Below are 22,473 nucleotides of genomic sequence, written 5' to 3'. Positions count from 1 at the left end.
GGAGAAAACTGGGATGCGTAAAGAAGAAGTAGTGAAGTTTCCAATTAAAGATTTCTGTAGCTACTTTACTGTTGCCGTAGTATGTATTGGATTATTTGATATAATAACAAATTTAATTGTTAACTAATATAGATGATAAAACAAGAAGGAAGACCCTTTCTTGTTTTTTTTATGGGGGCATAAAGATGAAATTGATTGATAGCCATATACATGTTGATCAATATGAGAATGAAGAGAAAAGTAGATTATTTATAGATGTGGAAAACAGTAAAGAGATACAAGGGCTTATTGCAGTATCTATGAATTATCAATCATGTCTAGAAACTTTATCTTTAGCAAAGCGATATCCTTTTGTACATCCAGCAATAGGTTTTCATCCGGAGCAGCCGATTCATAAAGAGGAATGTGAGAAAATTTATAAATTAATTGAAGATCATGTAGATGAAATTGTTGCGATTGGTGAAGTGGGACTCCCATATTATTTAAGGAAAGAAGATGAAAATATTGCTATTGATCCATACATAGCGGTGTTAAAAAAGTTTGTGGAACTAGCTAGTAAATACGATTTACCAATTATATTGCATGCGGTTTATGAAGATACTGACACTGTATGTGGTTTACTTGAAGAATATAAAGTTTCGCGTGCACACTTTCATTGGTTTAAAGGAAGTGAAGAGACAATGAAACGGATGATGAGGAACGGTTATTATATTTCCATCACACTGGATGTTTTACATAAGGAGAAAATTAGAAAAATAGTTTCGTATTATCCGCTTGAATATATGATGGTAGAAACAGATGGGCCGTGGGAATTTCAGAAGGATACGATGACACATCCTTATATGATAAAAGATGTATTACAAGAAATTAGTATAATAAAAAAAATATCAGTAGAGAAAGTTACTGAGCAAATATATGCGAATACGGTGCGATTTTATAAAGTTAGTGAGTCATAAAAAAACACCAAGCATCTCGCTTGGTGTTTTTTTTATGACTCTAATTTTTTCGCACGTCTTAATAATAAAAGAAAGACAATTATAATGAACCCAATTATAAGGAAGAACCCATATTGTTTTATATAATCAATTATGTCATTCGCACTTGTTGGTTTTTCAACGTGAATGCCTTCTTTATTAGTAGTAATATGAATATCTTTCATTTTTACTTCATTCATGTCTTTTTGTAAATCAATCCACTCTATGTTTGGAATACTTTCTAGTTCTTTTAATACTTCTTTTAATGGTTCAACGCCCAAGTAAGGATGATAAAATGCACCGATAATTCCATCAGATAGTTTAGTGATAGATAAAGCACGTTCTTTCATTTTTGCTATAGCTTGTGGCTTCCCTTCTTCAATAAAGCCAACAGTTTCAGGAATTAATTTCATCCCATGCAAAAATGACGGTGTACTTATATAAGCTGGTGAGTGCATTGATTTCCAAGTTGTATCGTTTAGTTGTATTTGTCCTACATAAGTTGAAAAATATTGTGATAGTATTTCATATCCTTTTTGAGACATTGTATAGTGCGGAGCTTCAAAGGCAACTGGATATAATTTAGCTTCTACAAGCTCTGTAATCCCTTTTTCAATATGATCTTTAATATATTTTTCTTCGAAGGCTTTCCCGTTTTTTACGTATTTATTATAGTCTTCTGTAGACTGAAAATCTTTTTTTGTTTTTGATTTTTCATGGTTTGGTTGGCGAATTGGTTGATCTGTTTTTACATCCCAAAATTCAAAACCTTCGCCAGTTTCACTATCATAAAACTGATGTGTGTAACCATGCATAACGATAGAGCCACCATTATCTTGCATAAAGTGTAAAACATCGATTAATTCAGAGTTATCCTTTAAATGTACTGTTTTTCCTGTGTCTGGATCTTTGTAAACAGGGATAACGGTAATCATATAAGGGAGCTTTTTCTCTTTTAGTAATTCAGCGATTTCTTTTAATTGCTTTACATCTACAGCTGGATGAACGTCTTCAAGACGTAAATAAGCTGAAGTTTTATTTGTTTCAGGTTTTTGTCCGAAATAAGAAAATAACATTTCACCGACGTAATGAGACATCCAATCGAAAAGGTTTGGAGTTGCAACATAATAGGATGTTCCTTGCTGAATGATTAACGGATGAGTTCCATCAGCACTCAAGGCGTAAGCAAGAGTTGTTCCTTTTGTTTCAATTTTCTTCATTAAGCGTTCTTCATGTAATTCATTTTTTAACTGGTTAGTCGGATATTCTATAGTGTGAATTCGTATATCGGTTTCTTTCGAGGTAATGAAAGAAAAACGATTAGATAATTGTTCAACATTTTGTCCTAAAACTAATATGGGACCTGAGAAGTTTTCTAGAAATTGTTTTGCTGCAATAGAAAAATCTTCTTTTTTCTCTCCGATATAAACAATATGTGTATAAGAAGAGGATTCAGTACTTTCCTTTACTTCCTTTAAGCTTTTTACTGTTATATCTTTTGTAAAGTGCCCTAACTGAGTATTAAGGATTTGTACATTGTTTGTAATTTTGTTGTCTTCTGTACTATACAAAACGAGTACTTTTGATTTTGATGATGTTTGTGCAGAGGTATGTATAGGAATGAGTAGTAAAATGCTGAAAAAGATTAGTAGAGTTCTTTTCATTTATTTATGCTCCTATTCTATATATAGAATTCAATTTACAATTATATACAAGAAATAAGTTATAGTCCATGTAAGTTACATTTTTGCACGTATTTACCATATGTTTTTTCGCAAAATCGGTCTAAAGCATGATGATAATATGTATAGTAATTTGCTATGATTGAAAGGTAAGAGAATGATAGAGTGTTGGTAATTGTAAAAGGAAGGCTGAAAGGGGACAAATTTCAGCGGAGAAAGAGGTAGAGGTAGTGAAGAAATTCTTTGTAGGATTTTTAGTTGTTCTTGGAGTGTATTTATATTTCCAAGGAAAGTCTGAAGGAATGGGTAAGCTAATGAATGAAACAAGCTATGTTGATTCAGAAGAAGCAAAACAGATGAAACAAATCATTATAGAGGAAGCAAAGAAAGTAAACCTTCCGGAATGGATACCTCTTACAATTGCCGAACATGAAAGTAGGTTAAATCCAAGAAGTGTTGGAGATAACGGAACTTCATTCGGATTGTTTCAATTACACCGCGGTGGTGGGCTTGCGCCAGATCATTTAACTGATGAAGAGCTGAAAGATCCACGTACAAATGCGCAAATTGCAATGCCGCATTTAATGAAAGGTTATAAGCGCGGGGTGCAAAAAGGTTTGACTGATTTTGCATTACTGAAATATATAGCGAATACATCTGGATGGCCAGGGAATTTAGGACCAGAGTGGACGGATAACAATATGAAGTATAACATCGGATTAGAGGATGTATACTATCGAAATAAAGGTGTAATCAAAGAGTAGGTTTTCTATACCTACTCTGTTTTTTTATGAATAATTTCATCCTTTTCTTTCGTGAAATACTGCGCTAGTTGTATTTTCACATCTTCTAGTTTTGTAGAAACTTGCGGTATTTTATATCCTACATACAACGGTGAAACGACAAACCTAGGAACAACTTTACAAATGATTTTCCTGTTTAAGTAATAGAAGAATAAGTTATAACTACTACATCCTTTATGGAAATCTGTCAGTATGTAACGTACAGTTTGCTGAATATAATTGGCCATTTCATCTATAAATGCAATATCTTCAATGATGATATTAAATTCAGTAAAGCCGATAATAGGACGCTCTGAAATATTGAGTTCAATGCGTTCATTTTTTTGAACAATTACCCCTTGGAAATTTGCTTCCTCAATATTTTCAAGATAGTCTACATGTTTCATTCCGATAATTTGCATATGTGCATGATGCAAACTTCCGCCTGAAAATGGACCATGATTTTTGTATAAAATCACAGAAGTGAATTCTTCATTTTCCTGTAAGTTTAACCAATGGAGAATAGAGAAGCGAATTAGTTTTCTCATATGTTCTTCTGTATATGTTGCGATATGGTCTTCGCAATTATCTGTTTCGATTAGCACGGTTTGAAAGGTATCCTTTAATGTAGGAAATTTATTTTTTAACCAAATAATAGAGCCCTCAGTTGCTAAAATATCCGTTAAATTTTCTCTGTCACAAAAAGGACATGCAGCGCTTCTGTTCCGAATGCTTTCTGGTTTTTGTTTACCGATATCGTTTAAAAAATATAGTTGTTGTGTATCCATTTGTATATGCCCCTTTAAAATATATGTAAAAATCCCGCTTAATACATTCGGGAAAAGGAGAAGGAAATCCTTTAAAGGGAATAGAGAAAAATAAAAGACAAGATATCCTCATTGCAATAGGGTACCTTGTCTTTTATTTTTTCTTTAATAGTGTGTATGGATAATATAGAGCATTTTCATTTTGTTTCTTTTTTCTATTTTTTATTGTGTATAAGGCAATTGCTGTACTTGCGATTACAATAATGGCTTTCTTCATATTCATATACCCCTTTTTATTGTTGGTTTAATTCTTGGCTAACTGCTTTCGCATCAACTAAAGCATGTAAGATCATTTTTAGCATGTTCATCATAGTTCTTTCCTCCCTTTTATAGTTCGTTTAGTTCTTTTACAACTGCTTGTCCGTTCACTAATACCTCAAAGATTGCTTTTACGATTTCTTTCATCATGATTGTTTCCTCCTTGTTTTTGTCTCTCTTGTTTATATCTTTATTGTATAGGGAGGCATCTTTTCGTACTATCGCTTTCCATTACGTGAACATAACAGTTTTGTAAGATTTGATGTCACTTATTGAAATGTTTAGTCTATCTTCATTATTTTCAGAAAAATGACTATTCAAACATAAATCGGGGAAGTATAATAAAGAAGTAAGTATTAAATTCCGTACGAAAGGAGTGAATGAGATGAAATGTTCTTTAGCTACGCGCGCAAAATTTTTAGATTATATCTATATTTGTCGTGCGATTTTTCATGATGCAGTTGTTAACGGGATACGTATGCCCTTTTTTAACAATTGCATAGTAGCTATTGAACGATAGAAGTCTCTTCACCCATTTTTGATAAACGTGTGAAAAGGGAGCTATTTGGCTTCCTTTTTCTATGACAAAAACCATGGGGAATGTTTCTTTCCCATGGTTTTTTATATTGAAAGGAGTACGGAAAATGACAATTTGTAGTGTAAATAATGTAAAGAAATCTTTTGGTGGAAACATCATATTTGAAAATATATCGCTTGAAATAAAGAATGGAGAACGTATTGGATTAGTTGGTCGTAACGGTAGTGGGAAGACAACTATCTTTCAGCTTCTAACAGGAATGGAGAGTTTGGATGCAGGAGCCATTCATATGAAGAAAGGTACATGCATCGGTCATGTAGCACAAATTCCAAAATTTAATAATGAAATGAATGTATATGATGTATTAAGCTCCGCTTTTAAAAAGGAAAAAGAGTTGGAGATAGAAATGCATGCTTTAGAAAAAAATATGGCGGAAGAACAGGAATCATCTGCTTTACAAAAATTGATGGAGAGATACGGAGTAATTCAAGAAAGGTACGCGTTTCTCGGTGGTTATGAAATAGAAGCGAATATTATGAAGGTAGCAAATGGTCTACAGGTGACGGAACTATTTCCAAGATCATTTATGGAGTTAAGTGGTGGAGAACAAACAAAAGTAAGCCTTGCGTATATGCTATTGCAGAAACCAGATCTACTTTTGTTAGATGAACCAACAAATCATTTGGACTTATTTGCAGTCGAGTGGTTAGAGCAATTTCTAAAAGAATATACAGGAACAGTTATGGTCATTTCGCATGATCGCTATTTCCTTGATGAAGTTGTAACGAAAATTTTTGATTTAGAAGATGGAGAAATTCACGTATATCATACGAACTATTCACAGTTTGTTGAGGAAAAGGAAGAAAGGCTGCTTCAAGAATTTCAAGCGTATCAAGAACAGCAAAAGAAAATAAAGAAAATGAAAGAAGCAATTAAGCGTCTACGTGAATGGGCAAATCAAGCGAATCCGCCGAATGAAGGATTGCATAAGAGAGCCAGAAATATGGAACGTGCATTAGAGCGCATAGAGAAACTAAAGAGACCCATTTTGGATAGAAAACAGATGGGACTTCAGTTTGAAGGGCAAGAGAGAAGCGGGAAAGATGTTGTTGTAATGAAAGAAGTGAGTAAAGGATTTGATGAACGGTCTTTATTCGAGAAAGTAAATTTGCATATTCGTTTTCAGGAGCGCGCAGCTATCGTTGGACGTAATGGTACAGGAAAGACTACGTTATTAAAACTATTACTAAAAGAAATGCAGCAAGATGCTGGAGAAATTCGGATTGGTAGTAGTGTGAAAATTGGTTATTTATCGCAACATGCGTACGGGAATATGAAGAACAATGTATTGGAAGCTTTCAGAGATTGCGTGGCTGTAACAGAGGGAGAAGCAAGACATATATTAGCTCGTTTCTTATTTTATGGTCCAGCTGTTTTTAAGAAAGTAACGCAACTTAGCGGTGGAGAAAAAATGAGGTTAAGGCTCGCGCAACTTATGTATCAAGATGTTAACTTTCTTATTTTAGATGAACCGACGAATCATCTTGATATTGAATCAAGGGAGGTTTTAGAGGAGGCCCTTGAACAATATAATGGGACGATTTTAGCTGTTTCACATGATCGTTATTTCTTAAATAAATTGTTTGAAAAGACATATTGGATTGATGAGCACAAATTATTTGAGTTTGCAGGGAACTATGCATGGGCTCGTCAAAAGTGGGAAGAAAGAATTGAGAAACAGGTAGTAAAACAGAAGCAGCAACAGCAAGGGAATAAAGCGTTAGAAGTAATGCCTATAAAAAAGAAGAAGTCTAGGGATTTAGAGGCAGTTGAAAATGAGTTAATGCATATAGAAGAAGATATATATGCACTCGAATGTAAAATGGAAAATGTAGTTGATGTTGAAATGCTTGAACAATTATATGAAGAAAAAACGAAAAAAGAGTTTTTACGAGCGGAGTTATATAATGAGTTAGAGAATATTGTGGAGTAAAGAAAATAGAATGAAAAAGAGCAAGTTGTTTCCTCATATTTTGGGGGAGGGCTTGCTCTTTTTAGTATAATGAAAGCGGAAAAATTGGTATAATTTTCTTGCTGCTGTGATAATAGAATGAACTTTAGGTCACTAAAACGTGGGGAGAATTTTATGTTAGGATATGCGCGGATTGCTACAATCGTCATGATTTGCTTAGTTTACGCAAATCATGTTTCACGTGAAACAGAAAATTTACAAATTTTTGTCGGTATTGCACTTTTTATTTATATTGTGAATCATATTTTGCTTGTAAAAGCAAAAGGGAGTAGGAAACTTGTTTTTTATACCTTGCTCACAAACGGTATTGTCACAGCGTTATTAGGGTTTTTATTTCCCGAGACATGTTTGTATTTAATTATATTTGGAATTGATGCGGTAGGATTATTTATTCATGATTGGCGTAAAAGGATGACTTATTTTTTTATCGCTTTTTTCTTTCTTTGTTGGTTTATAAATATACTACATACGTATCAACATACAGAGAGTCTGGAATTGGAGAGTAATGCAATTAACTTTATGTTTATCATTTTCAGTGCTTTAGCTGGAAACTTAATAAAAAAACTTACAGCTGCTCGGCAAATGGTAGATGAGCAATATGGGGAATTAGCATTATCTCATACAGCTTTAAAAGAAGCACATGAGCAATTACGTCTATATGCAAAAGAGGTAGAAGAATTGACAGCTGTTCGGGAGAGAAATGATATTGCCCGAGAAATTCATGATACTGTTGGTCATAATATGACGGCATTACTTGTTCAGTTACAACTGGCGGAGGTTTTATGGAAACAAAAATCGGACGCTACAGAAGAGGTTTTACATACATGCCATGGGTTAGCTAGAAAATCACTTCAAGAAGTGAGAGCTTCTGTGCATGCCTTAAAAGAGGAAAGTAAACTAGGGAACATAATAGAGAATATGCGTGAAATGTTACATGGATATTCTAAAGTGACGAAAGTACAAGTATCTTTTCAATTACAAGGAGATCCGGTTTTGATTCCGTTGTCACTACAGCCTACGTTGCTTCGTATTATGCAAGAGTCTTTAACGAATGCAAAACGTCACGGAAAAGCTAGTTTATGTGAAGTGAGTTTAGTTTGTTCAGTGGAACAAGTTAAGTTATGTATTTTGGATAATGGTATGGGAGTCAATGAAGTAAGCCCTGGATTTGGCTTACTTAATATGAAAGAACGTGTAGAGGAGCATGGTGGAATCATTCAATTTGAGAGTGAAATAGAAAAAGGTTTTCGCCTAAAAATCGAATTTCCACTCCGAGAAAAAACATGGGTAATAGGGGGAGCGTTATGATTCGAATTATGATTGTTGATGATCAATCACTGATTCGTGATGGATTGGCAATGATATTAAATTTACGTCCGGAACTGGAAGTGGTAGGGACGGCTAGTGATGGGGATGAAGTCGTACAAAAGGTGAAACAATTACAGCCTGAAATTATTTTGATGGATATTCGGATGCCTCGTATGAATGGTGTTGAAGGAACTCGTTTAGTTAGAGAAAAGTTTCCTTATATAAAGGTTCTTATGTTAACAACTTTTAGTGATAGTGAGCTTATTTTTGAGGCATTAGAGCAAGGAGCGAGTGGTTATTTATTGAAGGATATGGAGACAGATGCAATCGCGCAAGCAATTTTAACGGTGTATAGTGGCGGGGTTGTGCTTCCTCAGGATATAACAGCGCAAATTATAGAGGAATTAAAAAAGACGAAAGTGGCAGTAGAGTGTAACCCACCAGAACAACTAAAACAATTAACTGAGCGAGAAGTAGATGTTTTAAGAGCAATTGGACTGGGGTTAAATAATAAAGAGATTGCCGAAAAGCTATTTATTACAGAGGGAACTGTTAAGAATCATGTTTCTAATTTGATTAGTAAGCTAGAACTGAGAGATCGAACACAAGCAGCAATATACGCAGTAAGGTATGGCGTCACGATGTACACATGACTTTTGGCATATATAAGTGTGAAAAAGCAGCAGAATTTGCTGCTTTTTTATTTTGTATTTCTATCTTAAGGGTGATGGAGAGAAGAAGAAATTTTTCTACAATGAAAGTGTAGATGAATACAAAGGGGCTGAATCAATATGTTAGTCATAGATCATATTACGAAATCATTTGGCAAGAAGGAAATCGTAAAGAATGTTTCTTTTGAAGTGAAAAAAGGTGAAACATTTGGATTGCTTGGACCAAACGGAGCGGGGAAATCAACGACGATATCAATGATTTGCGGGTTAATTCCATACGATAGTGGTGATATAAAAGTTGGTGGGAAATCTGTAAAAGAGTATCCATTAGAAGCGAAAAAGAAAATCGGTATTGTCCCGCAAGACATTGCGCTGTATCCGACACTTTCAGCAAAGGAAAATTTAATCTTCTGGGGAAAGATGTACGGTTTAAATGGAAAAGTTGCAAAAGAGCGGGCAGAGGAAGTGTTAGCTTACGTCGGTTTACAGGATCGGGGAAAAGATAAAATTGAAACATTTTCAGGTGGAATGAAAAGGCGTATTAATATTGGTGCAGCACTTATGCACGAACCAGAGTTATTAATTATGGATGAACCGACAGTCGGGATTGATCCGCAGTCGAGAAATCATATTTTAGAGACTGTTAAAAAGTTAAATGAAAAAGGTATGACGGTCATTTATACGAGTCATTACATGGAAGAAGTTGAGTATTTATGTGAGCGAATTGCCATCGTTGATCATGGAAAGGTAATTGCACTAGGAACGAAAAGAGAGCTATGTAATCGTCTAACAGATGGGTTTATGGTGAAATTGCAATTAAATCGCTACAGTACGGAACTGCTACAAAAGTTGAAGGCACTACCTGTTGTTGAGCGGATTATTTTTGACGAAGATAGTAGCACGATTGATATTGGACTAAATGGTGGCGAGGCAATTGGCATAGTTGTTTCAGAAGTTGTTGAAAACAAAGCTCAAATTTTAAAACTGGAAGTAAAAGAACCGAATTTAGAGGCACTTTTTTTACAATTAACAGGACGTTCACTTCGTGATTAAGGGGGTTAGTACGAGATGAGAAGTTTCATTATTGCATGGAAAGATTTAAAAATCCGTTTAATTGATCGGCGCGGATTTATGATGATGTTAATTATGCCACTTGTATTAACGGCCATTTTAGGTTCAGCATTAAGTAATGTATTTGAGAGTGGTGGACTACCGAAAACAGTAATTGGCTATTATCAAGAGGGAACGGATGAGTTTGCAGATGTCTTTCAAAAAGATGTATTGCAATCTAAAGAAATAAAAGATGATGTGAAAGTAAAGGTAGTTAACTCTCGGGAAGAGCTTGAAGATATGTTAAAGGAAAAGAAAATAGATGTAGGAATTGCCATCCCAAATAAATGGAGCGAACAAGTACAAGATGGAAAATTAAAAGAACCAAAGGTGCTTATAGACCCATCAAAAGATATACAAGCAAAAATTGCTGAGTCAATGATCCGCTCTTTTTCAGAACGTGTTCAAACAGTCGCAGTATCTACTAAAAGTGTTGTAACAGAATTAGCAAAATCTCAGCAGAGTGATGTAGCACAAGTTGCAAAAGAGGTAAGTGGAAGTCTACAGACGATAGCAACTGCAAGTGTGGGTAACATCCAAAAAGGAACGGTAGGAAAAAAAACAGTTGCAGCGATGCAATATTATGCAGCAGCAATGTTAGTCATGTTTTTACTATATAACATAACAGTAGGTGCAAAGTCAGTTGTAACAGAGCAACGAACTGAAACGTTGGCGCGTTTGTTCAGTACACCGACGAGCTCATTTTCAATTTTATTCGGGAAGTTTTTAGGTACATTACTATTTGCCTGTATACAATTTGGAATATTTATAGTTGCTACACACTTTATGTTTCATGTGGAATGGGGCGCAGATGTGTCTCAAATAGTAGTGTTGGGAATTTCTTATGCAATTTGTGTTTCTGGTTTATCTATGTTAATCGCCGCTTTTATTCGTGAGGAAAAAACGGCAGACTTAATGGGGGGAATCGGTATTCAAATACTAGCTATATTAGGAGGATCAATGTTACCGATTTACGTATTTCCCGATACACTTCAAACAGTTGCAAATATTGCTCCGAATAAATGGGCACTTACGAGCTTTTTAAATATTATGTCGGGAACATCTTGGGATGTGCTATTCCCTGTCATTTTAAGTTTATGTAGTGCAGGAATTATCTCCGTTATGATTGGAACGTTACGTTTACGTACGAGATAGGAGGGGAAATGATGAAGAAAGTTTGGGCGCTTTGTTGGCTAGAATTAAAACAAATTTTAATTAAGCCACAAAGTTATATACTCATGTTTGGAATGCCTATTATTTTTACACTCATATTCGGTGGACTTTTAGGCGGAAGTGGGAATGAGAAAGTAAATATTAGTTTAGTAGATAAAGATGGTTCTGTATTATCTGGCAAGTATTATGAGGAAATAAAGAAAAGTGATTTAATTTCTATAGAAAAGGTAACGTATAGGGAAGGGACACAGAGGATCGAAGATAAGAAAGCATCTGGTATAATCATCATTCCGAAAGATTTTCAAAAGAGTATGCTAGATGGAAAAGTAGAAAATATCCAATTTCAAGCCAGTGCTGATTTTACGGGTGGAACTTCTGTAGAGCAAGTATTAGCAAGTGCATTAAAAAAGATGGAGATAGAAGTTAGTGCAGCAAGAGATTTTGAGAAGAAAAGTAACACTTCGTGGGAAACGATGTATGAAACAATTTATACAAAAATAGATCCTGTTTCGATTCAAAAAGAATTGATTTTACACGATGATCAAAAGTTAAATAACGTTACAGGGCGAGCGGCAGGTTTTTCAATTCTATTCGTCATGATTGTCATGTTAAGTGCGACGGGAACTATTTTGAAAACTAGACAACTTGGTGTTTGGTCTCGTTTATTAGGGGCACCAGTTTCAAAAGTTCAAATACTAGCAGGATATATCCTTTCCTTCTTTTTAATAGGGTGGATTCAATTTGGTGTTTTAATGATATTAACGCATTCATTATTTGATGTGCAGTGGGGAAATTTATTAGGGGTTATTACACTCGTTTCAGTATTGCTATTAGCGGTTATTGGTCTAGCTTTATTATTGGCAAGTATCGTGAAAACAACAGAACAGCAGTCCGCACTAGGGAATATCGTTGTAATTTCAACGTGTATGATTGGTGGTCTTTATTGGCCAATTGAAATTGAGCCTTCATGGATGCAAGCGGCGGCAAATTTTGTTCCGCAAACGTGGGCGATGCGTGGCTTTACTGAGTTAATTGTAAGGGGAGGTACATTAGCTGATATAGGAGGATATATTGGTATACTCATTTTATTTGCAGGAGTATTTTTCGTAATTGGTTTAACAAGAATACGTTATGACTGAAAAAAGAAAGCAGAGTTACAGCTTTACGCGCTGAACTCTGCTTTCTTTTTGTGTGGTATCTTCCCTTGTTGAAATTATAATAGCGATCCCGAGCATAATAAAAAAAGCTAAAAAGAGGACGAACTTTGGGAAGAAAGGGAATAGTAATAACGCCCCGACTATTATGATTGTTAATAATACATAGTGCAGGACATATTGGAATAGGTTGTCCATATTTTCGCCCCCTTCTTGGTAGTTAATTGTTATTATTCTATGCGGGACTATTAGGTAATAGAAGGTGTTTTTTATTTTTTGAAAGACATCAATTAGCAAGGATTGACATAACTAGTGAAAAGGAATAATCTTGAAATTAATTCATACTATTTTTATAGGTAAAGTAAAGATAATTACAGAATTGGCGTTATGTTACCACTTAATAAAAAAACAGGAAAGTAAGGGTGAGAATTATGCGAAAGGTTTTTAAAGGGTTACTTTTTACGTTTCTTAGTACATCGGTTTTATTAGCAGGATGTGCTCAAGAAGAGACAAGTACAAATGAAGCAACAAAGATGCCGAAAGTAAAAGATGAGTTTATTAAAGCGAGTGACAAAGCAAAAAGTCCAGCAAAGGCAAAAGAAAGAAAGGATACCTTTGTAGTGGGAATGCCGAGCCCTGGCGGGATATTCCTTCCGCATTTTATGGAAAATGGGTGGGATGGTAATATAACACAAGCTATCTTTGCTCCTCTCGTTGGATTGGATAAGGAGGGGAAACCAATTCCAATTCTAGCGAAGAAATGGGATATTTCGGAGGATCAGCTTACATATACGTTTCATTTGAAAGATGATTTAAAGTTTAGTGATAGTTCACCGTTAACAGCGGATGACGTAGCATTTACATTAACTTTACTACATGATCCAACTTATAGTGGTGCAACGGACATAAGCCAAACAGCAATAAAGGGTGGGCAAGCATATAAAGAAGGAAAGGCTACATCTATTGAGGGGATTCAAGTCATCGATCCGAAAACAATTACGATTACAACTGAAAAGGTAAATGCCCAAACATTATCGTTAATTGGTGGAGAAGTTATATCAAAAGCTTATTACGGTAAAGAATATAAGCAAGGGAATTTAGAGTATTTAAAAGAGTTATATGGAAAACCGATGGGAGCAGGAGCTTATAAACTAGATAAATATATTCCAGGTCAAGAGGTTCGTTTTGTAGCAAATGAAAATTATTTTGAAGGTAAACCGAAGATTGAGCACTTTATTTATAAAATTACAAAAGGTGATACGAAGCTGCAACAATTTCAAGCGGGCGAAGTAGATTATGATGGCTTCACGACAAATGCGGAGACGATTGAACAATTAAAAGAGTTAGGCTTTGCTAATGTTAATGTGTATACGGGAAGTTCATACGGTTACATTAAAATGAATTATAAGAAGTCATACTTTAAAGATAAACGTGTACGCCAAGCGTTTATTTATGGATTAGAGCGTCAAAAGGTCATTGATACATATTTCCAAGGATACGCTTCACTCGTTAATGTACCAATTACACCAGTTTCGTGGGCGTATACAGAAGAAGGAATCAATAAATACGAATATAATTTAGAAAAGGCGAAGAAATTGCTCGATGAAGCTGGGTGGAAAGCTGGATCAGATGGTATTCGTGAAAAAGATGGCCAAAAATTGAAGGTAAGTTATTTTGCTTCTTCTGCAAGTAAAATCAATGATGTGATGATCCCCGTTATGAAGGAGGATTATAAAAAGATTGGGGTAGATTTCAATCCTGAATACATGGACTTTAATACGATGATTTCCAAGGTAATTAAAGGAGATTATGATTTAGCGATGGTCTCCACACCGATGATTGATGATCCGAGCGGAACAATTGAGGAGTTTGTTTCGACAAGTAAGCGTAATTATGATGGATATCATAATCCGAAAGTAAATGAATTAGCTAAGCAGGCATTAGAAACATTGGATATTGAAAAACGAAAAGAAATCTATAAAAAACTATATCAAGAGTTAAGTGAAGATCCACCTGTTATTTTCTTAAACAATAGTAAAGTCGTGTCTGCACATAATGCACGAATTCAAGGATTACAAGAAGATAATTATAATGGTATTTTGTTAAGTTTACCTAAATTGAATATTGCTCAATAATTTCGAAAGAATTATCGAAATATTTATATAGAAATAATTGACAAAATATACTGAAAGATATAAGCTAATAACCATAAAGTCTACCGGAAAGGTCGGAATAAGATTGTTACCCCTCAAAAACAACTATTTTTTTATAACCAAAACCGACTTTTCCGATTGGCTATAAAATGTTGCTGTGGGAGGCATACATTAGGCAAGCAGTTCATAAGGTGTAATTATTAAAAAAAAGTTAGGGTGGGGACAATGAAGAAAAAGACAAAAAAATGGGCTGGTGTATTTTCGGTATTACTGAGTAGTTCGCTTGTGTTATCTGCTTGTGGGGGACAGGAGGATACGGCTTCTACAGAACCAGTAAAACAGCAAGATTTAAAAAATATAAAAGTTGAAAATATTGCTGCGACAGATAAGACGAAAGTACCAGATAAAGCGAAGAATAGAAAAGATACGTTAGTAGTTGGCATTAGTAAACCAGGCGGCGTATTTTTACCATATTTCCAACAAAATGGTTGGGATGGAAACGTCACTTCAGTTATTTTTGCATCCCTTGTATCTACAGATAAACAAGGAAAACCAACTCCAGAATTAGCTGAGAAGTGGGATATTTCCTCTGATCAGTTAACATATACATTCCATTTACGTAAAGATTTGAAATTTAGCGATGGTTCACCATTAACAGCAGATGATGTAGCGTTCACATTGACGCTTTTACATGATAAGGCATATGAGGGTGACAAAGACATTTCTCAATATGCTGTTAAAGGTGGTAAAGAATATAAAGAAGGAAAAGCAACTTCTATTGAAGGAATTCAAGTTGTTGATCCACAGACAATTAAAATTACAACTAAAAAAGTTAATTCACAGGCACTAACAGCCTTAGGTGGAGAGGTATTATCAAAAGCTTATTATGGAAAAGATTACAAACAAAATACAAGCTTAGATTACTTAAAAGCGTTATATGAAAAACCGATAGCTGCGGGTCCATATAAATTTGAAAAGTATATCCCAGGGCAAGAAGTGCGATTTGTAGCAAATGAAAATTATTATGCGGGTAAACCAAAAATTCCAAACTTCATTTATAAAATTACTTCTGGTGATACGAAGCTTCAATTATTCCAAACAGGTGAGGTTGACTACACTGGCCTAGGTACTGGTGACGAAGTTCTTGAACAGGCTAAGGCTTTAGAATTTGCAAATATCCAAATCGAAACAGCAGCGTCATTTAGCTATATTTATATGAATAATAATAAGCCGTACTTAAAGGATAAAAAGGTTCGTCAAGCACTTATTTACGGATTAGATCGTAAAAAATATGTTGATACAGCATTGAAAGGATACGGTACGGTAGCTAATGTACCAATTCATCCAACTTCTTGGGCTTATACGGAAGAAGGAGTTAATAAATATGAATACGACAAAGAAAAAGCGAAAAAATTATTAGATGAAGCAGGATGGAAAGTTGGTTCGGATGGAATTCGTGAAAAAGATGGTCAAAAATTAAAGCTTTCTTATTTCGGCCCAAGTTCGGCTAAAGATAGCGATTTATTAATTCCGATTGCAAAAGAGAATTATAAAGAAATAGGTGTAGAATTTAACCCTGAATTTATGGACTTTAATACTATGCTTTCGAAGGTAAACAAAGGTGATTATGATTTAGCTTCTGTTTCGACACCAATTACAAGTGATCCGAGTGAAACAGCTGGTGAATATTTGTCGGGTGTCAATGAGAAGAGTCTTGGTTATAAAAATACAAAAGTAGATGAGTTAATTCAAAAGGGTATTGAAACGGTAGATATTGAAAAACGTAAACCAATCTATAAAGAACTGTATAAAGAATTAAGTGATGATCCACCAGTAATTCTATTAAACTATCGTAGAACAATTACTGGTTATAACGGGAATATAAAAGGAATTGACCCTGAAAAATACAATAGTATTAGTGCAAACTTACCAGCTCTATCTATCGAAAAATAACGAGAAGAATGTATAAGTAGAAGACATTTTTTCATTCGGCAAGTAGTGTGCCGCTTTGAAAAAATGTTCTTCTATTTTAAGCATAAGATTGGAGAGAAAAAGGGTGAAAACATATATCATTCGTAGGCTGTTACAAATGATTCCTACACTGTTGGGGACATCGATTATTATCTTCTTCCTGTTCGCACTTCTTCCAGGAGATTATATTGATTCAAACCCGAAGATTACACCGGAAAGAGCAGCTGAACTTAGGGAATTGTATGGATTGAATAAACCAATTGTTGAGCGATATTTTCACTGGCTAGGTAATGCATTGCAGGGGGACTTTGGTTTTTCTCTTCAATATCAAGAATCTGTAACGTCATTATTAAATAAATTTATATGGAATTCGTTTATTGTTGCGATTATTGCATTGTTCTTTATTTGGCTAATTGCACTTATTATCGGTGTATTTTCAGCGACAAAGCAACATTCTTTATTCGATAAGCTTGTAACAATTGGTGTATTTGCAGCGATGTCATTTCCTTCATTCTTTATCGGTTTGTTTTTAATTAAAGTGTTTGCGGTTGACTTTAAGCTGTTACCGATAGGCGGGATGATTGATGTTGGGAGTAATTCAACTGGGCTTGCTTACGGAATAGAAGTTGCAAAGCATATGGTTTTACCCGTATTTATTTTAACTCTTCTTGGAGTTGGCTCATTAACTCGTTATTTTAGAACGAGTATGTTAGAGGTTGTACGGCAAGATTACATTCGAACGGCTAGAGCAAAAGGGTTAAAGGAGAAGACCGTTATTTATAAACATGCATTAAAAAATGCAATTTTGCCGGCTATTACATTGCTTGCATTTGAATTACCAGGGTTGTTTTCAGGGGCAATTATTATAGAACAAATTTTCAACTGGCCAGGTATCGGTAATATTCAATTAGAAGCACTTAATTTTCGTGATTATACGGTATTAATGGCATTTACGATGTTTCTTTCGTGTTTGACAATTGTTTCAAACTTTTTAGCGGATATTGTATATGCAGTTGTTGATCCACGTATTCGGTTGAAGTAAGGGGGGGAAAGAGATGGAAACTGTTACAGCAACTACGGAAAAAAAAGAAAAAAAGAAAAGAAGGAATGGATCATCGCCGTGGAGGCAAGCTTTTAAAAGGATAAAGAAAAATAAAATGGCACTTATAGGATTTTACGCATTAGTTTTTATGTTTTTATTTTGTTTTATTGGTCCATTCTTTTCACCGTATGCATCAGGAAAAATACAAGTTACGTTAATTAACAAACCACCTAGTTTTTCTCATTGGCTTGGCACAGATCAATTAGGAAGAGACATTTTAACGAGGCTTATGCAAGCAGGACGGATTTCATTAACAATTGGCTTAGCCTCAATGGTGTTATCCGTTATACTAGGTGCTTTATTAGGAGCGATTGCAGGTTTCTACCGTGGTATCGTCGATAATATTATAATGCGTCTCGCGGATATTTTAATGTCGATGCCAGGATTACCGTTACTTATTATAATGGGAGCTATTTTATCAGAATGGAAAGTACCATCTGATTATCGTCTTTATGTCATTATGATCATTTTAAGTTTAGTAGGTTGGCCAGGACTTGCACGCCTCGTACGAGGTCAAATTTTATCGCTGCGAGAACAATCGTTTATGCAAGCTGCTGATGTACTCGGGATAAACGATTACCGGAAAATTGTATATCATTTAATCCCAAATGTTCTGCCGATATTAATTGTTGTATCCACATTAGGTGTTGCAGGTTCTATTTTAGGAGAGTCTGCACTAAGTTACCTAGGTTTACAAACACACTTTCAGACGGAAGAAGGTACAGTAAAGGCTGTCAATCATGTTAGCTTTTCAGTTCGAGAAGGTGAAACAGTTTGTGTAGTAGGCGAATCAGGTTGCGGGAAAAGTGTAACGGCTTTATCTATTATGGGACTTATTGCTGAATCTGGCGGCATCGTTGGTGGTGATATTCTTTATGAAGGAAAAAGTCTTTTAGGAATGAAAGAGAAAGAACTTCGTAGTTTAAGAGGAAATGATATCGCGATGATTTTCCAGGAACCGATGACATCACTTAATCCGGTCTTTACTGTTGGAGAGCAAATTGTTGAGACGTTAAGAGAGCATGAACTACTTAGCAAAAACGAAGCATACAAAAAAGCAATTGAATTAATTCGTAAAGTTGGTATTGCTCGTGCTGATGAAATTGTCCATTCTTATCCGCACGAATTAAGCGGTGGTATGTTACAACGTATTATGATTGCTATTGCACTTAGTTGTAATCCAAAGTTATTAATTGCAGATGAACCGACAACAGCTCTAGACGTTACGATTCAAGCGCAAATATTAGACTTACTAAGACAAGTAAAAGAGGAATTTAAAACGTCCATTTTATTAATTACACATGATCTAGGTGTTGTAGCAGAAATGGCCGATTATGTTGTCGTTATGTATGGTGGAAAAGTTATTGAAGAGGCACCGGTACTAGAGATATTTCAAAATCCGAAACATCCATATACGCAAGGGCTGCTAAAATCAAAACCAGTAATGGGGAAACGAACAGATAAACTTTATTCTATTCCAGGGCAAGTTCCAAATTTAGTTGGCTTAGATGAGTTTTGCTACTTTAGTGGCCGCTGTGAACATTGCATGGAAATATGCAAAAATGAAGCGCCAAATCTTAATGTGCATGACGAGGATCATAAAGTAGCTTGTTGGTTATATGAGGAGCGTGCTGGGCAATGAGTGAACCATTATTAGAAGTGAAGAACTTAAAAACGTATTTTCCGATTAAGGGCGGCGTATTTAGTAGAACGATTGGACATGTGAAAGCGGTAGATGGGGTAAGCTTTACAATTGATAAGGGAGAAGTGTTTGGCCTTGTAGGAGAGTCTGGAAGTGGGAAAACGACGATAGGAAAAACAATTCTCCGTCTCGTTCAAAAAACAGAAGGTGAAGTGAAATTTAAAGGTCAAGATGTTCATGCTTTATCAAAAGAAGAGCTGAGAAAGCATCGTCCTAATATGCAGCTCGTCTTTCAAGATCCATTTAGCTCATTAAATCCAAGAATGAGAATTGGAGAAGCGCTTGGTGAGCCAATGTTGGCTCACGGACTAGCGACGAAAGAAAATGTCCGTGCAAAGGTGATAGAAGTATTGGAGTTATGTGGTTTAGCGCCGTATCATATTGACCGGTACCCTCATGAGTTTTCCGGTGGGCAACGTCAACGTATCGTTATTGCAAGGGCGATGGTATTAGATCCAGAATTTATTGTAGCTGATGAGCCTGTTGCGGCATTAGATGTATCTATTCAAGCGCAAATCATTAATTTGTTTAGTGAATTACAGGAGAAAAAGGGATTATCCTATTTATTCATTTCACATGATTTAAGTGTTGTGGAGCACTTATGTACGAAAATTGGAATTATGTATTTAGGAACTATTGTGGAAACAGCACCACGTGATGAGTTATTTGCGAATCCGCTTCATCCATATACAAAAGCATTGTTATCAGCAGTGCCAATACCGGATCCAACGGTTAAGCGAGAACGGATTATTCTAGAAGGGGATATTCCAAGTCCTGCAAATCCACCATCAGGTTGCCGTTTTCATACACGTTGCCCCGTTGCTACAGATATTTGTAAAACGAATGTACCAGAATTCCGTAATGTGGGTGAAGATCATTTTGTTGCTTGTCATCATGTGTAAAAGAAAAGGACTCTTTCAAAATGTGAAAGAGTCCTTTTTTTACCCCGCATTAACGGGCAGTAAGACTCCCACCTGAAAATTCGACACATGCGGGGAAGTTAGGTGGGAGATTAACTTCCCGTAAAAGCCCGATTGGTTCAACTAATAATCAGAGGAACCCCACCTCTGATTAAAGTTTCACTTTATTTACTAGATGAAGTTTGTTTTAATACAAATTGCTCAATTGCATGAGCAACACCGTTTTCATTATTTGTTAATGTAACAACGTCACATAATTTTTTTACGTCTTCTTCAGCATTTCCCATTGCAACTGATAAGCCGGCTACTTGTAGCATTGGCACATCATTAAAGTTGTCACCGATTGCAACAGTATCTTCAATTGGTATATTGAAATAAGCTGCCATTTCTTGCAAACCATTGCCTTTATGGCCATGCTTATCCATAATTTCTACATTAGTAGGAGCTGATGCTGTAACTGAAATGTCCGTATCTTCTTGTAAAGTTTGTAATAGCTGTGAACGATGAGCAGCATTAAATGTTAAAATGAAGAATTTAGATATTTCTAATTCTGGATTATTTACGACATCTTCTATTTTTTGGAAATCAGTAATTAAGTTAGATTTCTTTTGTTTTTCTGTAATTCTTTCAAGTTCCTCAAGTGTAACATCTAGTGTATGTTTATTTTCTTCGAATGCCTGCATAACTTGACCTTGCCATGTATAAGGAGAATAAACCCCTTTATTTGTGTACAACTTATATGGAAAACCTTCAGATTCTAGTAATTTTGCAAGCTTGTATACTTTATCATTTTGTAAACAACGCGAGTTAATTACTTTTCCGTCCACATAAACAATTGCCCCATTGCTTGCTCCAACTGGAAGAGATAGTTTATATTCTTCCAATAATTTCAAAGCATCCTCTTTCGCGCGGCCAGAACAAATCATTACAATATGACCAGCCTCTTTTGCGGTTTGGATAGCTTGTAAGTTCTCTTTGGAGATTTCAAGATTAGATGATAGTAGTGTACCATCCATATCTAGTGCGATTAATTTCAAAATGACCACCTCTTTGTTTCCATTATACATAGTTATATAGAGGAAACATATAAACTTATCTTGGAAAGATAGTATTTTATCCCGCATTAATTTCTAGTAAAAGTGCGATTGGTGAGGGGAATAATTAGTAGGGAATGGAACTCTCGTTGATTAAAGTTTCACTTTGGTTTTTAACAAAATAGAGATGAATAATATTATATTTCGCTTTATGACCTTAATGTTACACTAGTGTTACAAATGTGATTGTAGTAGAAAACGCATTAAAACAGGGTTTTTGAGTGTTTATTTAAAAAAACGTAAAAAAAGTGTAATAAAATTTACGTAATTATATTGCAACGTAATAATAGTTATGTTACATTAGTGTTACAAACGTTACGTAATTAATTTCAATGTAACGTTAACATGAAAACTATGAACTAATCATTTCTTAGTAATTACATATAGATAACTTATAAAAAAGGAGAATGAATGATATGAACAACGAGCAAGTATTAAACGTAACAAAAGGTGACTTCGTAGGATCAGCAAGCGGAGCAGTAGTATTAACAGCATTAATCGTATTTCTTTCAAGCGTATTAGTATAATAGAAGTTTTGTAACAAAAATAAGAGAAGGGAGAATGAAAATTATGAACAACGAGCAAGTATTAAAAGTGACAAAAGGTGACTTCGTAGGATCAGCAAGTGGAGCGGTAGTATTAACAGCATTAATCGTATTTCTATCAAGCGTATTAGTATAATAGAAGTTTTGTAACAAAAGATAAATGAAGGGGGAATGAAAGATATGAAAGAGCAAGTATTACAAGTAACAAAAGGTGACTTCGTAGGATCAGCAAGTGGAGCGGTAGTATTAACAGCATTAATCGTATTTCTATCAAGCGTATTAGTATAATAGAAGTTTTGTAACAAAAGATAAATGAAGGGAGAATGAAAGATATGAAAGAGCAAGTATTACAAGTAACAAAAGGTGATTTCTTAGGATCAGCAAGCGGAGCAGTAGTATTAACAGCATTAATCGTATTTCTATCAAGCGTATTAGTATAATAAAAGTTTTAAATTGTACAAAATGAAAGGAGAATGA

23 protein-coding genes and 1 pseudogene are annotated in these 22,473 nt (G+C 35.0%); 19 read left to right on the top strand and 5 right to left on the bottom strand.

Features of this window, described 5'->3' with window-relative positions:
- The first annotated feature begins 185 nt into the window (after positions 1 to 185).
- Positions 186 to 956 (top strand): TatD family hydrolase, encoded by a 771-nt coding sequence (locus BG05_RS03245; protein ID WP_003186965.1) that lies wholly within the window; start codon positions 186 to 188, stop codon positions 954 to 956.
- 32 nt (positions 957 to 988) lie between these two features.
- Here BG05_RS03245 and BG05_RS03240 read toward each other — a convergent pair whose 3' ends face one another.
- Positions 989 to 2,638 (bottom strand): DUF2334 domain-containing protein, encoded by a 1,650-nt coding sequence (locus BG05_RS03240; protein WP_000831642.1) that lies wholly within the window; start codon positions 2,636 to 2,638, stop codon positions 989 to 991.
- A gap of 248 nt (positions 2,639 to 2,886) precedes the next feature.
- Between BG05_RS03240 and BG05_RS03235 the strand changes: the two genes are divergently transcribed.
- Positions 2,887 to 3,420, top strand: a complete 534-nt coding sequence (locus BG05_RS03235; protein ID WP_000713256.1) for a transglycosylase SLT domain-containing protein — start codon at positions 2,887 to 2,889, stop codon at positions 3,418 to 3,420.
- An 11-nt stretch (positions 3,421 to 3,431) separates the two neighbouring features.
- Here BG05_RS03235 and BG05_RS03230 read toward each other — a convergent pair whose 3' ends face one another.
- Both BG05_RS03230 and BG05_RS03225 read right to left on the bottom strand, forming a co-directional pair.
- Positions 3,432 to 4,226: a DUF4931 domain-containing protein gene (locus BG05_RS03230; protein ID WP_002169305.1), complete on the bottom strand. Its 795-nt coding sequence runs from the start codon at positions 4,224 to 4,226 to the stop codon at positions 3,432 to 3,434.
- Between the two features lie 133 nt (positions 4,227 to 4,359).
- Positions 4,360 to 4,488, bottom strand: a complete 129-nt coding sequence (locus BG05_RS03225; RefSeq protein WP_002029408.1) for a hypothetical protein — start codon at positions 4,486 to 4,488, stop codon at positions 4,360 to 4,362.
- Positions 4,489 to 4,908: 420 nt separating this feature from the next.
- Between BG05_RS03225 and BG05_RS31955 the strand changes: the two genes are divergently transcribed.
- The 7 genes from BG05_RS31955 (at position 4,909) to BG05_RS03195 (ending at position 12,494) form a co-directional block, all read left to right on the top strand.
- Complete coding sequence (locus BG05_RS31955; protein ID WP_000650295.1) at positions 4,909 to 5,043, top strand: RAxF-45 family protein; 135 nt, start codon at positions 4,909 to 4,911, stop codon at positions 5,041 to 5,043.
- A gap of 124 nt (positions 5,044 to 5,167) precedes the next feature.
- The gene (gene abc-f / locus BG05_RS03220) at positions 5,168 to 7,054 is read left to right on the top strand and encodes a ribosomal protection-like ABC-F family protein (protein WP_002124786.1); all 1,887 of its coding nucleotides are present in this window, start codon (positions 5,168 to 5,170) and stop codon (positions 7,052 to 7,054) included.
- Between the two features lie 153 nt (positions 7,055 to 7,207).
- Positions 7,208 to 8,401: a sensor histidine kinase gene (locus BG05_RS03215; RefSeq protein ID WP_000902013.1), complete on the top strand. Its 1,194-nt coding sequence runs from the start codon at positions 7,208 to 7,210 to the stop codon at positions 8,399 to 8,401.
- The gene (locus BG05_RS03210) at positions 8,398 to 9,054 is read left to right on the top strand and encodes a response regulator (protein ID WP_033730961.1); all 657 of its coding nucleotides are present in this window, start codon (positions 8,398 to 8,400) and stop codon (positions 9,052 to 9,054) included. The genes BG05_RS03215 and BG05_RS03210 overlap by 4 nt, the downstream gene beginning before the upstream one ends.
- A 138-nt stretch (positions 9,055 to 9,192) precedes the next feature.
- Positions 9,193 to 10,125 carry an ABC transporter ATP-binding protein gene (locus tag BG05_RS03205; RefSeq protein ID WP_000960163.1) on the top strand — a complete coding sequence of 311 codons (933 nt, stop codon included), beginning with the start codon at positions 9,193 to 9,195 and terminating at the stop codon, positions 10,123 to 10,125.
- Positions 10,126 to 10,140: 15 nt separating this feature from the next.
- On the top strand, positions 10,141 to 11,337 hold the full coding sequence (locus BG05_RS03200) for an ABC transporter permease (RefSeq protein WP_002124787.1): 1,197 nt from the start codon (positions 10,141 to 10,143) through the stop codon (positions 11,335 to 11,337).
- An 11-nt stretch (positions 11,338 to 11,348) separates the two neighbouring features.
- Complete coding sequence (locus tag BG05_RS03195) at positions 11,349 to 12,494, top strand: ABC transporter permease (RefSeq protein WP_002169304.1); 1,146 nt, start codon at positions 11,349 to 11,351, stop codon at positions 12,492 to 12,494.
- Positions 12,495 to 12,509: 15 nt separating this feature from the next.
- On the opposite strand, the gene BG05_RS03190 is transcribed toward BG05_RS03195, so the two are convergent.
- Complete coding sequence (locus tag BG05_RS03190) at positions 12,510 to 12,707, bottom strand: hypothetical protein (RefSeq protein ID WP_002115459.1); 198 nt, start codon at positions 12,705 to 12,707, stop codon at positions 12,510 to 12,512.
- A 233-nt stretch (positions 12,708 to 12,940) separates the two neighbouring features.
- Here BG05_RS03190 and BG05_RS03185 point away from each other — a divergent pair, with 233 nt between their 5' ends.
- The 6 genes and pseudogenes from BG05_RS03185 to BG05_RS03160 all read left to right on the top strand — a co-directional run bounded on the left by BG05_RS03185 (position 12,941) and on the right by BG05_RS03160 (position 20,339).
- Positions 12,941 to 14,644 carry an ABC transporter substrate-binding protein gene (locus BG05_RS03185; RefSeq protein WP_003186976.1) on the top strand — a complete coding sequence of 568 codons (1,704 nt, stop codon included), beginning with the start codon at positions 12,941 to 12,943 and terminating at the stop codon, positions 14,642 to 14,644.
- 243 nt (positions 14,645 to 14,887) lie between these two features.
- Positions 14,888 to 16,615 carry an ABC transporter substrate-binding protein gene (locus BG05_RS03180; RefSeq protein ID WP_002169302.1) on the top strand — a complete coding sequence of 576 codons (1,728 nt, stop codon included), beginning with the start codon at positions 14,888 to 14,890 and terminating at the stop codon, positions 16,613 to 16,615.
- Between the two features lie 103 nt (positions 16,616 to 16,718).
- Positions 16,719 to 17,675 (top strand): ABC transporter permease, encoded by a 957-nt coding sequence (locus tag BG05_RS03175; RefSeq protein ID WP_002091399.1) that lies wholly within the window; start codon positions 16,719 to 16,721, stop codon positions 17,673 to 17,675.
- A gap of 13 nt (positions 17,676 to 17,688) precedes the next feature.
- A pseudogene (locus tag BG05_RS31450) lies at positions 17,689 to 18,375 on the top strand (ABC transporter permease); the annotation flags it as partial.
- An 18-nt stretch (positions 18,376 to 18,393) separates the two neighbouring features.
- Complete coding sequence (locus BG05_RS31445; RefSeq protein WP_033734624.1) at positions 18,394 to 19,377, top strand: ABC transporter ATP-binding protein; 984 nt, start codon at positions 18,394 to 18,396, stop codon at positions 19,375 to 19,377.
- The gene (locus BG05_RS03160) at positions 19,374 to 20,339 is read left to right on the top strand and encodes an ABC transporter ATP-binding protein (RefSeq protein ID WP_002124795.1); all 966 of its coding nucleotides are present in this window, start codon (positions 19,374 to 19,376) and stop codon (positions 20,337 to 20,339) included. Before BG05_RS31445 ends, BG05_RS03160 begins: the two co-directional genes overlap by 4 nt.
- A gap of 182 nt (positions 20,340 to 20,521) precedes the next feature.
- On the opposite strand, the gene BG05_RS03155 is transcribed toward BG05_RS03160, so the two are convergent.
- Positions 20,522 to 21,394, bottom strand: coding sequence for a Cof-type HAD-IIB family hydrolase (locus BG05_RS03155; protein WP_002187510.1), 873 nt, complete (start codon positions 21,392 to 21,394; stop codon positions 20,522 to 20,524).
- Positions 21,395 to 21,858: 464 nt separating this feature from the next.
- On the opposite strand from BG05_RS03155, the gene BG05_RS03150 reads away from it, so the two are divergent.
- From BG05_RS03150 to BG05_RS03135, 4 genes are read left to right on the top strand one after another with little or no spacing between them, the layout of a single operon-like run.
- Positions 21,859 to 21,978, top strand: coding sequence for a DUF3948 family protein (locus BG05_RS03150; RefSeq protein WP_003186989.1), 120 nt, complete (start codon positions 21,859 to 21,861; stop codon positions 21,976 to 21,978).
- Positions 21,979 to 22,021: 43 nt separating this feature from the next.
- On the top strand, positions 22,022 to 22,132 hold the full coding sequence (locus BG05_RS03145; RefSeq protein WP_002169299.1) for a DUF3948 family protein: 111 nt from the start codon (positions 22,022 to 22,024) through the stop codon (positions 22,130 to 22,132).
- 35 nt (positions 22,133 to 22,167) lie between these two features.
- Positions 22,168 to 22,284 (top strand): DUF3948 family protein, encoded by a 117-nt coding sequence (locus BG05_RS03140; RefSeq protein ID WP_000654250.1) that lies wholly within the window; start codon positions 22,168 to 22,170, stop codon positions 22,282 to 22,284.
- Between the two features lie 35 nt (positions 22,285 to 22,319).
- A complete protein-coding gene (locus tag BG05_RS03135) occupies positions 22,320 to 22,436 on the top strand; it encodes a DUF3948 family protein (RefSeq protein WP_002029425.1) in 117 nt (38 codons plus the stop codon).
- Positions 22,437 to 22,473 lie beyond the last annotated feature (37 nt).

This window comes from Bacillus mycoides (assembly GCF_000832605.1).
GTDB classification, from domain to species: domain Bacteria; phylum Bacillota; class Bacilli; order Bacillales; family Bacillaceae_G; genus Bacillus_A; species Bacillus_A mycoides.
Note: the sequence above shows the minus strand (reverse complement) of the source record. Positions and strands in the feature narration are given on the sequence as shown.

What these genes read in the sequence shown, in the direction of transcription:
- BG05_RS03245 (WP_003186965.1), top strand. Translation starts at nt 186, where the DNA reads ATGAAATTGATTGATAGCCATATACATGTTGATCAATATGAGAATGAA.
- BG05_RS03240 (WP_000831642.1), bottom strand. Translation starts at nt 2,638, where the DNA reads ATGAAAAGAACTCTACTAATCTTTTTCAGCATTTTACTACTCATTCCT.
- BG05_RS03230 (WP_002169305.1), bottom strand. Translation starts at nt 4,226, where the DNA reads ATGGATACACAACAACTATATTTTTTAAACGATATCGGTAAACAAAAA.
- BG05_RS03225 (WP_002029408.1), bottom strand. Translation starts at nt 4,488, where the DNA reads ATGAATATGAAGAAAGCCATTATTGTAATCGCAAGTACAGCAATTGCC.
- BG05_RS31955 (WP_000650295.1), top strand. Translation starts at nt 4,909, where the DNA reads ATGAAATGTTCTTTAGCTACGCGCGCAAAATTTTTAGATTATATCTAT.
- abc-f (WP_002124786.1), top strand. Translation starts at nt 5,168, where the DNA reads ATGACAATTTGTAGTGTAAATAATGTAAAGAAATCTTTTGGTGGAAAC.
- BG05_RS03215 (WP_000902013.1), top strand. Translation starts at nt 7,208, where the DNA reads ATGTTAGGATATGCGCGGATTGCTACAATCGTCATGATTTGCTTAGTT.
- BG05_RS03210 (WP_033730961.1), top strand. Translation starts at nt 8,398, where the DNA reads ATGATTCGAATTATGATTGTTGATGATCAATCACTGATTCGTGATGGA.
- BG05_RS03205 (WP_000960163.1), top strand. Translation starts at nt 9,193, where the DNA reads ATGTTAGTCATAGATCATATTACGAAATCATTTGGCAAGAAGGAAATC.
- BG05_RS03200 (WP_002124787.1), top strand. Translation starts at nt 10,141, where the DNA reads ATGAGAAGTTTCATTATTGCATGGAAAGATTTAAAAATCCGTTTAATT.
- BG05_RS03195 (WP_002169304.1), top strand. Translation starts at nt 11,349, where the DNA reads ATGAAGAAAGTTTGGGCGCTTTGTTGGCTAGAATTAAAACAAATTTTA.
- BG05_RS03190 (WP_002115459.1), bottom strand. Translation starts at nt 12,707, where the DNA reads ATGGACAACCTATTCCAATATGTCCTGCACTATGTATTATTAACAATC.
- BG05_RS03185 (WP_003186976.1), top strand. Translation starts at nt 12,941, where the DNA reads ATGCGAAAGGTTTTTAAAGGGTTACTTTTTACGTTTCTTAGTACATCG.
- BG05_RS03180 (WP_002169302.1), top strand. Translation starts at nt 14,888, where the DNA reads ATGAAGAAAAAGACAAAAAAATGGGCTGGTGTATTTTCGGTATTACTG.
- BG05_RS03160 (WP_002124795.1), top strand. Translation starts at nt 19,374, where the DNA reads ATGAGTGAACCATTATTAGAAGTGAAGAACTTAAAAACGTATTTTCCG.
- BG05_RS03150 (WP_003186989.1), top strand. Translation starts at nt 21,859, where the DNA reads ATGAATGATATGAACAACGAGCAAGTATTAAACGTAACAAAAGGTGAC.
- BG05_RS03145 (WP_002169299.1), top strand. Translation starts at nt 22,022, where the DNA reads ATGAACAACGAGCAAGTATTAAAAGTGACAAAAGGTGACTTCGTAGGA.
- BG05_RS03140 (WP_000654250.1), top strand. Translation starts at nt 22,168, where the DNA reads ATGAAAGATATGAAAGAGCAAGTATTACAAGTAACAAAAGGTGACTTC.
- BG05_RS03135 (WP_002029425.1), top strand. Translation starts at nt 22,320, where the DNA reads ATGAAAGATATGAAAGAGCAAGTATTACAAGTAACAAAAGGTGATTTC.